This is a genomic window from Kistimonas ophiarachnellae, assembly GCF_057552235.1.
In genome coordinates this window covers 16,596-32,525 of sequence record NZ_BAAJPA010000023.1, presented here as the reverse complement: position 1 = coordinate 32,525, position 15,930 = coordinate 16,596, and the positions used below count along the sequence as shown (strand labels likewise).

The 15,930-nt window shown below is 54.0% G+C and carries 13 protein-coding genes; 9 read left to right on the top strand and 4 right to left on the bottom strand.

The window, feature by feature from the left end; all coding sequences use genetic code 11:
* Positions 1-32 precede the first annotated feature (32 nt).
* The 5 genes from coaBC (at position 33) to slmA (ending at position 6,309) form a co-directional block, all read left to right on the top strand.
* A complete protein-coding gene (gene coaBC / locus AC27K1_RS20465) occupies positions 33-1,298 on the top strand; it encodes a bifunctional phosphopantothenoylcysteine decarboxylase/phosphopantothenate--cysteine ligase CoaBC (RefSeq protein ID WP_487152648.1) in 1,266 nt (421 codons plus the stop codon).
* A complete protein-coding gene (dut, locus tag AC27K1_RS20460) occupies positions 1,270-1,725 on the top strand; it encodes a dUTP diphosphatase (protein WP_487152647.1) in 456 nt (151 codons plus the stop codon). Before coaBC ends, dut begins: the two co-directional genes overlap by 29 nt.
* Before the next feature lie 74 nt (positions 1,726-1,799).
* Complete coding sequence (locus AC27K1_RS20455; protein ID WP_487152646.1) at positions 1,800-4,526, top strand: phosphomannomutase/phosphoglucomutase; 2,727 nt, start codon at positions 1,800-1,802, stop codon at positions 4,524-4,526.
* Positions 4,527-4,720: 194 nt separating this feature from the next.
* Entirely contained in the window at positions 4,721-5,674 is a 954-nt protein-coding gene (gene argB, locus AC27K1_RS20450; RefSeq protein WP_487152645.1) for an acetylglutamate kinase, read from the top strand.
* A gap of 20 nt (positions 5,675-5,694) precedes the next feature.
* Entirely contained in the window at positions 5,695-6,309 is a 615-nt protein-coding gene (gene slmA / locus AC27K1_RS20445; RefSeq protein ID WP_487152644.1) for a nucleoid occlusion factor SlmA, read from the top strand.
* A 60-nt stretch (positions 6,310-6,369) separates the two neighbouring features.
* Here the strand turns inward: slmA and AC27K1_RS20440 are convergent, their stop codons facing one another.
* Together AC27K1_RS20440 and pyrE are read right to left on the bottom strand one after the other, a co-directional pair.
* Entirely contained in the window at positions 6,370-7,365 is a 996-nt protein-coding gene (locus AC27K1_RS20440) for a hypothetical protein (protein WP_487152643.1), read from the bottom strand.
* Positions 7,366-7,409: 44 nt separating this feature from the next.
* Positions 7,410-8,057, bottom strand: a complete 648-nt coding sequence (gene pyrE / locus AC27K1_RS20435; RefSeq protein WP_487152642.1) for an orotate phosphoribosyltransferase — start codon at positions 8,055-8,057, stop codon at positions 7,410-7,412.
* Positions 8,058-8,320: 263 nt separating this feature from the next.
* On the opposite strand from pyrE, the gene AC27K1_RS20430 reads away from it, so the two are divergent.
* Positions 8,321-9,811 (top strand): hypothetical protein, encoded by a 1,491-nt coding sequence (locus AC27K1_RS20430; protein WP_487152641.1) that lies wholly within the window; start codon positions 8,321-8,323, stop codon positions 9,809-9,811.
* Positions 9,812-10,060: 249 nt separating this feature from the next.
* Here AC27K1_RS20430 and AC27K1_RS20425 read toward each other — a convergent pair whose 3' ends face one another.
* Positions 10,061-11,977: a hypothetical protein gene (locus AC27K1_RS20425; protein WP_487152640.1), complete on the bottom strand. Its 1,917-nt coding sequence runs from the start codon at positions 11,975-11,977 to the stop codon at positions 10,061-10,063.
* A 366-nt stretch (positions 11,978-12,343) separates the two neighbouring features.
* Between AC27K1_RS20425 and AC27K1_RS20420 the strand changes: the two genes are divergently transcribed.
* Entirely contained in the window at positions 12,344-13,126 is a 783-nt protein-coding gene (locus AC27K1_RS20420; protein WP_487152639.1) for an exodeoxyribonuclease III, read from the top strand.
* A gap of 57 nt (positions 13,127-13,183) precedes the next feature.
* Here AC27K1_RS20420 and rph read toward each other — a convergent pair whose 3' ends face one another.
* Positions 13,184-13,903 (bottom strand): ribonuclease PH, encoded by a 720-nt coding sequence (rph, locus tag AC27K1_RS20415; RefSeq protein WP_487152638.1) that lies wholly within the window; start codon positions 13,901-13,903, stop codon positions 13,184-13,186.
* A gap of 256 nt (positions 13,904-14,159) precedes the next feature.
* On the opposite strand from rph, the gene AC27K1_RS20410 reads away from it, so the two are divergent.
* Both AC27K1_RS20410 and gmk read left to right on the top strand, forming a co-directional pair.
* Positions 14,160-15,026, top strand: coding sequence for a YicC/YloC family endoribonuclease (locus AC27K1_RS20410; RefSeq protein WP_487152637.1), 867 nt, complete (start codon positions 14,160-14,162; stop codon positions 15,024-15,026).
* 222 nt (positions 15,027-15,248) lie between these two features.
* The gene (gene gmk / locus AC27K1_RS20405) at positions 15,249-15,863 is read left to right on the top strand and encodes a guanylate kinase (RefSeq protein ID WP_487152636.1); all 615 of its coding nucleotides are present in this window, start codon (positions 15,249-15,251) and stop codon (positions 15,861-15,863) included.
* The last annotated feature ends 67 nt before the right edge of the window (positions 15,864-15,930 follow it).

The window sequence follows — 15,930 nt, the reverse complement described above, 5'->3', positions numbered from 1 at the left end:
GGCCGTTTGACTCAAACCAAGCAGTTACACGAATGCAGCGGCTGAACAAGAAGCGAATCCTCGTCGGTATCACCGGCGGCATCGCCGCCTACAAGACGGCGGAACTGGTCAGACACCTGCGCAAGCTGGGTGCCGAGGTCCACGTGGTCATGACCCGCGCGGCCTGTGAATTCATCACTCCCCTGACACTGCAGGCGCTGTCCGGCAATGCAGTGCATACCGACCTGCTGGACCCGAAAGCGGAAGCCGGCATGGGGCACATCGAGCTGGCCCGCTGGGCAGATGTCATCCTGGTGGCCCCGGCTACGGCCGATTTCATGGCGCGTCTTGCCAATGGCCATGGTGACGACCTGCTCACCACCCTTTGCCTGGCTACCAACGCACCATTGTGCCTTGCACCGGCGATGAATCAGGGTATGTGGAATGACAGTGCCACGCGCAACAACCGCCAGATTCTGGAAGACCGGGGCATTATCCAGTTTGGTCCTGCCGAAGGTTCACAGGCCTGTGGAGAAACCGGTCCCGGCCGGATGCTGGAACCCATGGAATTGATTGAGCATCTTGCCGGGATGTTCAAACAGGAAACACTGACTGGCCGTCGCGTCATCATCACAGCCGGCCCAACCCGTGAGGCGATCGACCCCGTTCGCTACATTTCCAACCACAGTTCCGGAAAAATGGGGTACGCCCTGGCTGAAGCAGCCGTGGAAGCCGGTGCGGATGTCACACTGATCAGCGGCCCCGTTAACCGGGAAACACCGGATCGCGTCACCCGGATTGATGTCACCAGCGCCCGCGATATGCACCGTACGGTCCATGAATCCATCGAGGGTTGCGATATTTTCATCAGTACCGCAGCTGTCGCCGATTACCGGCCCGATACCGAAGCCAACAACAAGATCAAGAAAGACCCCGACGCCGCAGACGAAACCCTGCAGCTGACACTGGTTCGTAATCCTGACATCGTCGCCTCTGTCGCCGCCCTGGAACAGAAACCCTTTGTTGTGGGCTTTGCCGCAGAAACCTGCGACGTGATCAGTTACGCTACCGACAAACTGCACCGGAAAAAGCTGGACCTGATTGTCGCCAACGATGTCAGCGACAGCAGCATCGGTTTCAACAGCGATGACAACGCCGTCACCGTCATCGGTCCGGACTTCGAGGATACGCTACCACGGACATCGAAGCGCCAGGTCGCCCGACAGCTTCTGGATATCCTGGCCCAGCGCTATCACGACTGGTCAGAGAACAACAGCACACGAGAGCACCATGCACAGACTGAAAGCCCGAATTCTTGATTCCCGCCTCGGCAGTGAGTTTCCGCTGCCGGCCTATGCGACCGACGGCTCCGCCGGCATCGACCTGCGCGCCTGCCTGGACGAGCCCCTGACGCTGGAGCCCGGACAAACTGAATTGCTACCCACTGGTCTGGCCATTCATATTGGCGATCCCACCCTGGCAGCCATGATCCTGCCTCGCTCCGGCCTGGGCCATAAGCACGGCATTGTCCTGGGTAACCTGGTCGGCCTGATTGACTCTGACTACCAGGGTCAGCTGATGGTTTCCTGCTGGAACCGCGGCAATACCACTTTCACCGTGCAACCCGGCGAGCGGATTGCCCAGCTGGTGCTGGTTCCCGTGGTGCAAGCGGATTTTGAGATCGTAGACTCTTTCGAGGAAAGCGATCGCGGCGAAGGCGGTTTCGGCCACTCTGGTCGCCACTGACGCCAAACGCCCCCGCCATCTGGATGGTGGGGGCGGGCATTTTCAATAATAAAAACCGATACCGGGACAATGCAGTGAAAGGCCTCTTTGGGAAAGCGCGCGCCAGCAATCGACGTTCTCACTCCGCCTCCGACACACCGGAATCCCAGCCGCTCAGCTATCCCTCCACGCTGATGGCGATCGGCGTCCTGCTCTTGCTTGGATTGTTTTCAGTGCTTTACGTCTGGCAAATGCACGTCGAATCACGTGCCACAGCAGAACAACACGCCAACCAGTTTGGGCAACATATGGCCGATGTCCTCAGCCGGGAACTCCGGTTGATGCAAAACAGTACAGATCACCTGGCCACACTGCCGCCCGTTGCAAAAGCACTGCCGTCACAGGATACAGCCCGGTTAGCCGATCTCGGCAAGCTGCTGCTCGGCAACCTGCCTGATGCCATCGACCTGCAATTGAATCCAGCCAATCAACCTATCGGACAAGACACCAGCTTTGCCGCCCGAGAGATGATTCGCCGCTCCCAGCGCGGACAGACAGCGACACCGGAGGCTGCCCGCACCCAGCAGCAATGGGTCATCAATACCGTCAGTCCGGTTATCGTCAATAATGAAAGACTTGGTACGCTGCTGGTTGCCTACGACTTGCAACGCCTGCAAAACGTTCTGAAGATCAGCGATGCAACCCTGGGGCAGTGGCGACTGCTGCAAACGGTCGACGGACCGGCACGGGAATTAGTCCGAGCCGGCACCGAACCAGCGTCAGATAGTTCCATTCTTGAATATTCACTGACGCAAACAGGTTGGAAACTGACCTTTCAACCATCGGCACACTGGACAGCATCGCGTCAGCCCTCTTTGGTTTTCTTGCTGATCGCACTAGGCGCCATTATCACAGTACCCGTGTTGCTGGATCGCTTCTGGCGCAGCCAGAATCACCGCCTGATGGGAGACAAACATCTTCTGAAAACCCTGATCAGCGATATCAGTGACGGCAGAAATCCGCAAATTGGCGGCTATAAAGTGGCGATTTTCCGCGAAATTGCACAAAACATACTAAATACAGCCACAGCATCCAAAATCGACCAATACCGGCAGGCATCCACAACACCGCTTGCATCGCCCCCCACTCCTGAAGTCTACTATGACCCGCTGGCTGAACCTCAGGCATACCAGACAACGGTTACTGTCGAGCAACCGGCCAGCACGCAGCCACTGCCGCCCAAAGAGGATATTACCGATGTATCTGACGATCCGTTTGCAGCGCCCCTGTTTCAGGACAATGATTTGCTGGAACTGAGCCTTGCAGAGCATGAATCACCGGATACACTCACCACTCCAACCGATGGCATGACAACCGGCGAAGCACCTTCTCCCGTTAGCAACACTGAGCAACCTGATACCGTGACCGCTCCAACACCCCGTCCTGCTGCCACTGTTCCTGCATCCATATTCCGCGCCTATGACATTCGTGGCGTAGTCGGCGACGAGTTGACACCCGATACGGTGGAACTGCTGGGCCGCGCCATCGGCACAGAAGCCCGGGCCCGGGGCGAAACAACCCTCATTGTTGGCATGGACGGTCGCCTGTCGAGTCCAGCTCTGCGCGATCAACTGGTTGCCGGTATCACAGGGAGTGGCTGCGATGTCATTACCATTGGCACGGTGCCAACACCGGTTCTCTATTACGCCACCCATGAGCTGGGGGCTCGCTCCGGCGTCATGATTACCGGCAGCCATAATCCCCCCCAATACAATGGCTTCAAGATTGTTCTGGCCGGGGAAACCCTGGCCAATGAAGCGATCCAGGGGCTTTACCAGCGCATCACCAGGCAGGCTCTGAATAGCGGTGAAGGACAGGTCACTGAACGCGACATCCTGGGCGACTATCACCAGCGCATTCTGGATGACATCATCATCCAGCGGCCACTGAAGGTCGTGATTGACTGCGGTAACGGTGTAGCCGGTGTCATAGCACCAGAGCTCTTTGAAGCACTGGGCTGCGAAGTGATTCCGCTCTACTGCGATGTTGACGGAAACTTTCCCAACCATCACCCTGACCCGGGAAATCCGGACAACCTGCAGGATGTTGTCGCCAAAATCGCCGAAACGGGCGCTGATCTCGGCCTGGCCTTCGATGGCGATGGCGATCGGGTCGGACTGGTTACCAATAAGGGCCGTATCATTATCCCGGATCGCCTGCTGATGCTGCTGGCAAAAGATATTGTGACCCGCAACCCGGGCTGTGATGTCATCTACGACGTTAAATGCACCCGTCGGCTCAACAGCCTGATCAGCAGCTACGGTGGCCGCCCCATGATGTGGAAAACCGGCCACTCACTGATCAAGGCCAAGATGAAGGAAACCGGCGCCCTGCTGGCGGGTGAAATGAGCGGCCACATTTTCCTGAAAGAACGCTGGTATGGTTTTGATGACGGCATCTACAGTGCTGCACGCCTGGTCGAAATCCTGTCAGCCCAGAAGCTGAGCGCCGACGACGTTTTCAATCGGTTCCCGGACAGCGTCAATACACCCGAGATCAGCATCCCGGTGACGGACGAGAACAAATTCTCACTGATCGAGCAGTTCGCCAGCAAGGGGCAGTTCAGGGAAGGTAATGTGATTACCATCGACGGCGTCCGGGTCGAGTTTCCCTGGGGCTGGGGGCTGGTGCGCGCCTCCAATACCACGCCCCTGCTGGTATTGCGGTTCGAGGCCGATGACAACCAGCACCTGGAGCAGATCAAAACCCTGTTCCGCGAACAACTGAAAGCCGTGGACAATACCCTGCCGGTCAATTTCTGACCGGCTTTATGAGAGCGACAATTCCGTATCAAAAGCAGCGCCAAAAAAGGCTATAAATAGCCGACTACAGGCATGGTCTGTTTTCTGATGCACCTGCAGGGATGCACATAAAACAAGCGCTATAGTTCACGCTGGAGCTGCCAGCCAGCCGCGTTGAACGCGCAACTAACAGTCATGACCACCGGGAAGACCTTATGAGCCACACCGAGGACAACACTATCCAGATCGCCAGCGTACTGACGGAAGCCCTGCCCTACCTGCAGCGCTTTGCCGGCAAGACCTTTGTGATCAAGTATGGCGGTAACGCCATGGAGAACGAATCCCTTCAAAACGGTTTCGCCCGGGATATTGTCCTTTTGAAAGCCATTGGCATTAACCCGGTCGTGGTGCATGGCGGCGGGCCCCAGATCGGTGATCTGCTCAAGCGACTCAACATCCAGTCCCGCTTTGTTGACGGCATGCGCGTGACTGACAGCGAAACCATGGATGTCGTCCAGATGGTGCTCGGCGGCCTGGTCAACAAGGAAATCGTCAGCCTGATTAACCGTAATGGCGGTAAAGCCATCGGCCTGACGGGCAAGGATGGGAATTTCATCCAAGCCCGACAACTGAAGATCCATCGGCAGACGCCGGAAATGCAGGCACGGGAAATCATTGATATCGGCCTTGTTGGCGAAGTGGAAGCCATCAATACCGATATTATCCAGATGCTGGAAAATTCAGACTTTATTCCGGTTATTGCACCGATTGGCGTTGATCAGGAAGGGAAATCCTATAACATCAACGCCGATCTCGTTGCTGGCAAAGTGGCTGAAGTCCTGAATGCGGAAAAGCTGGTTCTCCTGACCAACACCCCCGGCGTACTGGATCAACAGGGCGAACTGCTGACCGGACTGACCGTTAGCCGGGTTAACAGCCTGATTGCCGATGGCACCATCCATGGCGGCATGCTGCCCAAGATTCGCTGCGCCCTGGATGCCGTCAACAATGGCGCCCGCAGCGCACATATCATTGATGGCCGCGTCAAACATGCCGTACTGCTGGAAATCTTTACCGAACGCGGCGTCGGCAGCCTGATTACCAACCACCACGAGGAGATACCGCAATCATCACGGCTTGCTGATGAGTGCTGTGTATCTGTCGAATAACGCTCAAGATCGCATACCCAATGGAAAAGGCACGCAATACCACCCGTAAAGAGCCTCGCAAGGAATCCCGCAAGGAGCAGATACTCCAGGCCCTTGCCCATATGCTGGAAACCAGTCCGGGTGAGCGTATCACCACGTCTCGCCTGGCGCAGGAAGTCGGTGTCTCGGAAGCGGCGCTTTACCGTCACTTTCCGAGCAAGGCCAAGATGTTTGAGGGTTTGATCGAGTTTATCGAGGAAGCGATCTTTACTCGCATCACGCTGATCATCAAGGAAGAGCAATCGGCGCAGGATTGCTGCCGGAAGTTCCTGACCCTGCTGCTGGCATTCTGCGAGAAGAACCCGGGCCTGACCCGTATCCTGAACGGTGACGCCCTGGCCGGTGAAACGGAACGGTTACGACTGCGCGTTATTCAGCTGTTCGACCGCCTGGAAACCCAGCTCCGGCAGGTACTGCGTGATGCTGAAATTCATCAAGGCCTTCGTACCCGCATGACCCAGCAGGAGACGGCCAACCTGCTACTGGCAACAGCGGAAGGAAGAATCAGCCAGTATGTCCGTAGCGGCTTCAAGCGTAAGCCAACCGACAGCTGGAATGACCAGTGGGAATGCCTGAGCCTGGTGATTTTTCGCTAATACCAAAAAGGGCAGCCAGGCTTCCCAGGCCTGACTGCCCCTTCTCGTTAAATCACAACATTACTGACGACTCAGCTGAACCACCTGATCGTCCAGCCTGACCAGCAAATCATCATTCTCCAGCCGATCCAGCACCTGGTAACGCTCCTCTCTCCCTATCGGAGAGGACTGACGGGTACCGTCATCTAACCGCCGTTCCCGGCGATGGTAAACCACCACGATACGGTTCGTCCTATCCAGCGACCAGCGCCCCAACAACTGTTCTTCCTGATCCAGCCGGTCTTTCATCAGCAGGAAGGCGCCGTCATCCCTGGCATGCCAGTAACCAACCCCGGCTTCTCCCGTGTTCACCGGTTGCCAGCGCCCGACCAGATCACCGGTTGTCAGGATCAATTCACGGTTACGCTCAACCTCACTCATTGCTCCCAGCATTTGCCGGACAAGTTCGCGCTTTTCGCTGTAGCGCCCAGCCAGCAAGCGTTTTTCCTGCTCAAGTTTGGCAATCTTGTCCTGATGACGCGCAACCTGCGCATCAATCCCCGCCAGCTCCTGCAGCAAACCTTCCGGCACACTTCGGCCTGATCGCTCTATAGCCGCCGCACGGGTTTCCTTACCTTCACGCTGAACATGCAGACGCTGGATGCTGCCCTGCTCGATAGCAATCTGTGCATCCATTTCAGCCAGCTGCCTGGTTTCGACACGATCAACACCGTCGACACTGCCATACATTTTGAGCAGTTCACGCCCTTCCTGCTCACTGCGCTCCCGAGCCACTTTTGCCTGTTGCTCACGGGACTGCTGCTGCACTTTTGCGTGCAAGGCATCACCGGTCAGCTCTGGCTCAATAACCTCAAGCACTTTTCCCTTACTATCAATAACCTCATACCCTGAACGGGCGTAACGTAAGGGCACCTGGGTTGATATCACCAGCTGGCCATTTTCATCGTTATAGCGATACAACCGGATATCCGCAGACAAACCTGCAGACACGAAAAGGCACAAAATACAGCCTAAGCCCAAAGCCCGGTATCCACCGGACAGAGAGCGTGCTTTCATTTTTCGTGTTGCTTGCCTGCCTGCGTCCATAGTCAGCCTTTTACTCAGTCATCAATGCCGTATTGGCTACGATACGCTTCGATCGCATCGGCATATTGCTGCAATTTGTCGTCTTCTTTAATAAATTCCAGCACCTGGCGCAACGTCACAATACTGGCCACCGGCACATTGAAATCCTGCTCTACCTGCTGGATGGCAGACAACTCACCCTGCCCACGCTCCTGACGATCCAGCGCAATCAGGACCACACCGGGTTTCGCACCTGCCTGATCAATAATTGCCATCACTTCGCGAATAGCCGTACCCGCTGTAATGACATCATCAATAATGGCAATACGACCTTCCAGCGGCGCGCCAACCAGGTTGCCTCCCTCGCCATGATCCTTGGCTTCTTTACGGTTAAAGCACCAGGGCACATCTCTATCGTGATGATCCGCCAGCGCTACCGCTGTGGTCGAAGCAAGGGGTATGCCCTTGTAGGCCGGACCGAACAGGACATCAAATTCAACACCCGCATCCACCAGTGCCTGGGCATAAAAGCGGCCCAACCTGGCCAGCGCCAGACCGGTCTTAAACAAGCCAGCATTGAAAAAATAGGGGGATTGACGACCGGATTTCAGGGTGAACTCACCAAAACGCAACACATTGTGCTCAATGGCGAAGCGAATAAATTCACGCTGGTAATCTTTCATACTTTATCCCAAAAACAACCTTTGAAATTCGGCGCATTCTACCACCCGGAACAGGCTTTTTGCATCTCCCCTTATTTAACCAGGAGCGCTATTTTTCGACCACATTGAATAAATTAATGTCATTAAAGATGATCAATACTCACAACCAAATACAACATCATCAACAAACAAATTTAGTCACTATCCCAAAGGAACTATATCAATGCCCTACTGCCCTAAAACAATGCCAGAACCTATTTCATTTCATATAGGAGAAATCTGTCATGATACCCGGAGCTGCAACTCGCCCCCCCCAAAAAGCCAATAACGGTTTTGAGCTGGAAGAAATCGTTACACAGAACAAAAATCCAGCTCCAATAAACGTTGAAACCGTACAATTATCAATCTCCCGGTTTACAAAACAACTTGAGGAACGGGGCATTAGAATTGACCCCGGAAAATCAAACAATCTAGAAGAGCTTCTCTCATCCATTAAAGAAATAATGGCAACAGAAACCAGCCCTGAAAACCTCAAATCTCAGCTGGAAGGACTTACGACGAACATAGATACCCTGCTTCGGCAAATGTCAGACAAGTCCAATAATCAAAAAGAAATACAAATGTTCAGGTCAGTAAGAAAGCTCACGGAAGACCTTCGAATTTCGATGGCGACGGAAAGACCTGCAACAGATTTCCATCGCATCATGATATTTTGCATACTGCTTTCTACACTGGGTCGCTACCTGGCCTTCACTGTCGACCCTGGTGATATATGGGACATCATCATCACCGTTGCCAGCGCAATGGCATACTCAACACTGGCGATAGATGCTATTGCCGACATACCCGAAAGCCAGAAAGCGATTGGTGATTTTTTTAAACATTCATCGATCACGGGCATCATTCTTAGCGCCACCTATATTCTCTCTCTTCTTGCAGCCTCAACCAGCGATAGCATGAGAACCGGCTTCGAGGCATACAATGAACTTGGAAAAGGATGGGCAACGCTGGCCGTTTTTGAGTTTATTTCCGTTTTTGCCGTCGGCTGCGCTGGCTATAAATCGATGAAAAAACTGATCACACAAATCCTGCAGGCCCCCACATACTTAAAAAAACTTGCCTTAGTCGCACCCTCCGTATTCACCATTCCCTCAGCCTGGTTTTTCCCCATGGAAGTCGAGCAATGGACCAACAGGGTATTATGGATACGAAAGAATTGCCTTGCTGATCACGGAGTGAAACAAGTCGCAATGACCGCACATGGTTTAACCCAATGGGCCCTGGAAACAGAAGGCGTTAACGAAAAAGCACGCCAGGCGAAACATGCCGTTCAAGCATGCAGAGGAAGAAACCTGGAGGCCATCAAACAATGTGGAGAGCAATTAAAACTGACTGTTAACTTCCTGTTATTAATCGGAGTCAGCGTACTGTTGGGACTGGCTCTCTACGGTGTAGGCAACTACCAATATACACTGGGCCAAGAGGCTAGAAACATCACCATACTCACCGGAACCAATGACCCGAACTATAGAACCTGCAGGCAATATGCAAATGTTACCGGCTGGGCCAACCTGGTGCTGGCATTCTCCAACCTCTTCCTGGTACTGCTGGCTGCCGACAAAGCCCCGTCCAGCCTACGAAAAATTGGCGGTGCATTCTCCATGAAAGCTGAAAACCGGATAAAAACACCAACACCAACCGCAAGCGAACAATCTGCAGAAGAAACTCAATCAGCAGTCGAACTTCTTTCAGTGACAAAAACAACAGAGTTGTAAAAAAGTGTACCTGATCAACAGAGGAGGGTTATACCCATACCCATTACCCCCCCGAACGACACGAACCCAATGACACCTGCGCACCACTGTGTCTGCAATAGGCATCCGTGGACGGCATTGGCAACAAGGCGCTGATCTTTTTTCCCAACTATAGCCTGATCGCCGCGTATGATGCCTTCGTGTTTTGCTCTGAAAGCATAAAAAATTCACTGCCCATTTGTTTCTGGCATCGGTTAATTTGGCGCTGGTCTAAACAGGAGAGTCCTGCTGTTCCTGTGTCGACTGCAACGGTGAATCCTCCGGCGTGTTGCCAACAGTCGCTGTCCGCTCCCGGGCCTGCGTTAATCCCATTCTCTTACGGCAGGACCAGCAGGACCATACATCCTCCGCGAGATTGGCTACCGCTCCGCAGACCACCTTGCGAACAGGCTCACTCTTACGAATCCGTCTTGCAACGTGGAACAGATAATCAGCCAACACCCCTGCCAGGAATACAATCCCCAACCCCATAAACAACCGGCTGACGACACCGGAAGGAAAGACATCCACCTTATCGGCGAGGATTTTCCGGGTTGTTGTCGGATCAGCGATTGTCGGGTCGGTGGCAACCCCGGGGTTAATGACAGTTGTCGGAGTGGTGACGGTGACTGCGGCCATCTCCCGGCAGGGCGCACAGGTTTCCCGTGCAATGTCAGCGCATTCTTCCGCGACAGATTCACATCCCGCCATACCCACCGTGCCTGCATCCGTTGCCCTGTCGATCATGATTTCCTTTCCGTTCAGGCGGACACTGGTGCAGTTGTCGTAATCGAGATTCGTAACCTGTGCGCCTTCGCCAAAGATCACACCTTCAATGCCTGCGTTCGAATAATCACCCTGTACGTCCAATGTACAGCGTAAAACACGGGTATTGTTGATACGGGCGTTATCGCTGTAAACAGCGCCTGTCACGATGCCTGCCACCGAGCCTGTCCCTTTTGCCTCATAGCGATTACAGCCCAGCAAATTCTGATCCAGCTGAAGGCCGCTACCGGATGAGTCATCCCCGACCAGCCCGCCCACAGAGACGCCATTACCCTGCCCCCTGATATCGTTGCCACTGATGATATTGTGATCCATTTTGAGGTTGTCCGAAAAATCAGCATTCAAGCCAATGCCTGCTGAACCGGAACTGGTCCCCTTTACCAGAAACCGGTTCCCCACAACCCTGTTTTTGCTGACCTGAATATTCGCACCCGAATTTCTCCCCAGCAGGCCGCCGGCACTGGAGTACGACTCACGGGCCGTGACCGTGCTGTCACAAATGATATTTTCCCTGATGGTGGCGCCGTCCATATGGTTATTGCCCAACAGCAACCCTGCGTGCCCACTATCAGCGTTCATCAGCAGATGGGTATCGCATACCCGGTTTGAATGGTACTGACCGCCATAACCAGCAGTGGCGGAGGCGCCCACTAATCCGCCCAAACTGGACTCCCTGCCATTGCCATAGATATGAGCGCCTATCACTGCGTTATGGTGAATATTTTCCAGCCCCCGGGCTTGACAGATCAAAACACCTGCATCTCCATTATCACTGTCTACGGTAATATTGGCGCCGACAAGTTTGACCCCACTGACTTCAGCACCAATACTCGCTGATTCAAACAGACAGGCTCTGGTGTTCTGGATCGTGTGATTCATGCCTTCAAAGCGGCCATCGAACGGTTTATCCGGCGTACCAATGGACAGGATATCGTGACCATCCACGTCAGCCATCAGCTGATAATCGCCATTGCGCGGAAACCCCTTCTCTTTGCCGATCCGGGCGATGTTCCCAGGACTGAAAAGCTTGATGAACTTCCTGCCCTGGGCCACTGGCAGCACAGAAAACAGCGTCATTCCCCAACCGATCCAGGGAGAAATCTGGGACACCGCGCTTTTTACCAGCGTGCCTATGAAACCGTAGAATAACCGATCCTGCTCAGTGCGCTCGGCCACATGCCGATTGCCAAGCACCCCGTCTGCCGTGCGGGACACCGGATGCACGGCAGGCGCCTGTATGCTGCCGGTGTCAGAATCCACGGTTAACCCGAAAGCGGTTTCCCGATCACTGTCTGGCGAATGGCGCTGCGCTCCCCGGTGTCTCACAGTCGATAATGATGTCGCTAAACTGTTTGATTCCATTGCTGCATTAACTCCTGTGTGGTGGATACGGATAACGTTCAGTCAGTAAAAATTGTCACCTGACATGGCGTCACGGGAATGCCAGGCGAGTCCCGCGCACTGACCTTTTGCCCGATTGACAGCATTCATCAACTGAAAGTTCCATAACCCATTGGTTCTGCGCACCGGCCCGCGAAAACATGACAGCGCCATGCTGATATGCATACACAAAAACTCATGGCGGGAGATAAATGCTAATGGTTTGTACAGATTTGATGGATGAAACGGCACACCTCACACACCACAACACACAGTTACTTTGCGTAACATATTGGTTTAGAGGTAACGGCGACGGTATCATAGCGCCGCTTGCATAAAGGGTCCGCTATGAGAATCATCAGCTTCAATTGTGAAGGTATAAAAAACGCAGCCGGGAATGGCTTTTTCGACTGGGCGCTGGCCCAGGATGCAGATGTTATCTGTCTGCAGGACATCAGAGCCAGCGAGTCCGAACTGGCCGACCCGGTTTACACACCGGATGAGTATTTCAGCTATTTCTTTGAAGGCTATGATCCTGAGAAGGAAAAAGGCGGTGTCGCACTTTATTCCCGTGTTCCGCCCAAGGCGATCATCACCGGACTCGGTTTCCCGGTCGCCGACAGCCAGGGACTCTGTATCCAGGCAGACTTCGACAAGATCAGCATTGCCAGCCTGCTGGTACCGGAAGGTAATGCGGATGACGATTCCCAGAATGTAAAGTTCAAGTTCATGGGGGATTACCTCCATTATCTCGACAAACAGCAGCGTAAGCGCCGGGAGTTCCTGATCTGCGGCACCTGGCAGGTTGCCCACCGCAAGATAGACGTGGCCAACTGGCGAGACTTCCAGACTACATCCGGTTTCCTGCCACCCGAGCAGGCATGGATGGATGAAATCACCGGCCCGCTGGGTTATGTGGATACCTATCGTGAAGTCGACCGCGAAAGTGGCAAGTTCACCTGGTGGGAAGATGACAGACTGCGCGACAAAAATATGGGCTGGCGGTTCGATTACCAGATGGCCACTTCCGGCATGCGTCACCGTGTTCTGAATGGCGGTATTTATACTGGGGAAGCATTTTCCCGGCACGCCCCCGTCATCATTGACTATGAGTGGGAACTCTCGTTCTGATAAATAAAAAAGCCCGGTTAAACCGGGCTTTTTTATTGTGGGATAAATCTCAGCGAATCAGGGGGCTTCCAGCGCCTGACGCTGGATTGCCAGAATCTGGTCAATCCCCTGCTTTGCCAGTTGCATCATGGCGTCCATCTGCGCCTGATCGAATGGCTCACCTTCGGCCGTTCCCTGGATTTCGATAAATCCACCTTTTTCGGTCATGACAACATTCATGTCAGTTTCGGCATTGGAATCTTCCGGGTAATCCAGATCCAGCACCGGATTGCCGTTGTACATACCAACAGAAATTGAACCAATCAGCTGTTTGAACGGATCATTGCGAATCAACTTGTTGCGCTGCATATGACGAATGCAGTCGACCAGGGCGACACAACCACCGGTAATAGAGGCTGTACGGGTGCCGCCATCCGCCTGAATTACGTCACAATCGATGGTGATTGTGTTATCACCCAGCATCTTCAGATCAACCGCAGCACGCAGTGAACGACCAATCAGACGCTGAATTTCCAGGGTACGTCCGCCCTGACGGCCACGGGCCGCTTCGCGTCCGGTCCGATCGCCGGTCGCCCTGGGCAGCATGCCATACTCTGCCGTCACCCAGCCCTGCCCCATGCCTTTCAGCCAGCGCGGCACACTGCGTTCAAGACTGGCGGTGCAGATCACCTTGGTATCCCCAAACTCCACCAGCACGGAACCCTCGGCATGCTTGGTATAGCCCCGGGTAATCCGAATATCGCGCAACTGATCTGCCGCTCTTCCACTTGGACGCATAACTTGTCTACCTGCTTAAACAGCGTATGAAAAATACAGTGGACGGATTATAACGAACATCCACCCCGAAGCAGAATCCGTTCATTACGACGCCACGGCATGTCCCAACTATCACCGTTACGCCATCCAGTTTAGAATTAATGGTTTTATTCACCGCCAGGCATCGACTGCCGCAGCTCTTCAGAACGACTGAAGATTGACCGGTTTCGCCGGAACCGGCAGGCACTCCCTCCTGGATAGCATGAGATACAGGCCAATGACCGCAAGCATGACCGCCTTCGCCCGGGTTGAAACCAGCCATGATTGGGGCAGTCTCGTATGGGAAATTCGCTCCGTGAATCATCGTTATCTGGAGCCCCATTTCCGGCTGCCGGAAACCATGCGGGAAATCGAGTCACGCCTCAGGGAAATGCTGCGCCGCAACCTGAACCGCGGCAAGGTTGAATGCAGCCTGAGGGTGATGCCACTGGAGAATTCCCAGTCACTGAGCCTGAACACCGCTGTTCTGATTGACCTGAATACCGCCCTGGAGCAAATCAAGCAGCATATCGATCGCGTTGCCAAAACCAATCCGATGGATGTCCTGCGCTGGCCCGGCGTGCTCAAGCAGAACGAAACCGACATCAAGGAAATCCAGCTGAACGCATTGCAGGCTTTCGAGCAGGCACTGGATCAGGTCCGCGAAACCCGGGCTCGTGAAGGAGCAGAACTCAAACAATTTATTCTGCAGCGCATCGACAGCGTGGAAGCAGAAGCAGGCAAAGTCCGCCAGCAAATGCCCGCACTACTCCAGGCACAACGGGATAAAATCATTCAGCGTCTTGAAGATGCGCGGGTTGAAACCGACCCGAACCGGCTGGAGCAGGAACTCGTCTTCCTGGCACAGAAAGCCGATGTGGACGAGGAACTGGATCGCCTGACCACCCATGTCACCGAAGTTCGCCGGGTGCTCAACAACGACAACGGCGCTATCGGTCGTCGCCTGGACTTCCTGATGCAGGAACTGAACCGGGAAGCCAACACCCTGTCATCAAAAGCGATTGACGCGGGCACTACGCAGTCTGCGGTGAACCTGAAAGTTCTCATCGAGCAGATGCGTGAACAAGTCCAGAATATTGAATAAAAACAGTTGGTTATAAGAACAAAAAATAGTGTTGCACACATTACCCACAGGTTTGCCAATAACTTATCAACAGACCTGAAACGTCTTCTCGCGAGACTTCAGGCCAAAATACGAACATGTTATCAACAGGGCAGACCAGACAAGAAATATTCCGTGATGTCGGCAGAGCCGGCATCACGGAGCTAACCTTAAACAGATAGTAAACAGGTTTTTTGTACAGGCATGAGCAAAGGCACGCTTTATATAATCGCAGCCCCTTCCGGCGCGGGAAAAACCAGCCTGGTAGCGGCACTGGTGGAATCGACCTCGCATATCTGCGTATCCGTTTCCCATACCACCCGTGCGATGCGCCCCGGCGAAGTTGACGGTGTTAACTACCACTTTACCTCTGTCGACGAATTCAAGGCCATGATCGAGCAGAATGCCTTTCTTGAACATGCCGAAGTCTTTGGCAACTACTATGGCACCTCTCAAGCCTGGGTCGAGGAACAGCTGAACCAGGGCAAGGATGTCATTCTGGAAATCGACTGGCAGGGTGCCCAGCAGGTTCGCCGCCTGATGCCAGACGCCGTCAGCCTGTTTATCATCCCGCCTTCAAAGCAGGCTCTGCACGAGCGCCTGGTCGGCCGCAAGACCGATGACGCCAGCGTGATCGAAAAACGGATGAACCTTGCCGTCAATGAAATGTCACATTACGGCGAGTTTGATTACCTGATCATCAACGACCAGTTCGACGATGCACTGTTTGACCTGAAAGCCATTGTCCGGGCACAGCGTCTGAACATGCCGTTCCAGCAGACATATCGGCAAGCACTACTGCGTGAGCTATTGTCATAATCTGCTGTGTTTCAGTAAAATCACTCTTTACACACTCATTAATGCTGGTTAGTTCCAGCCTGATATA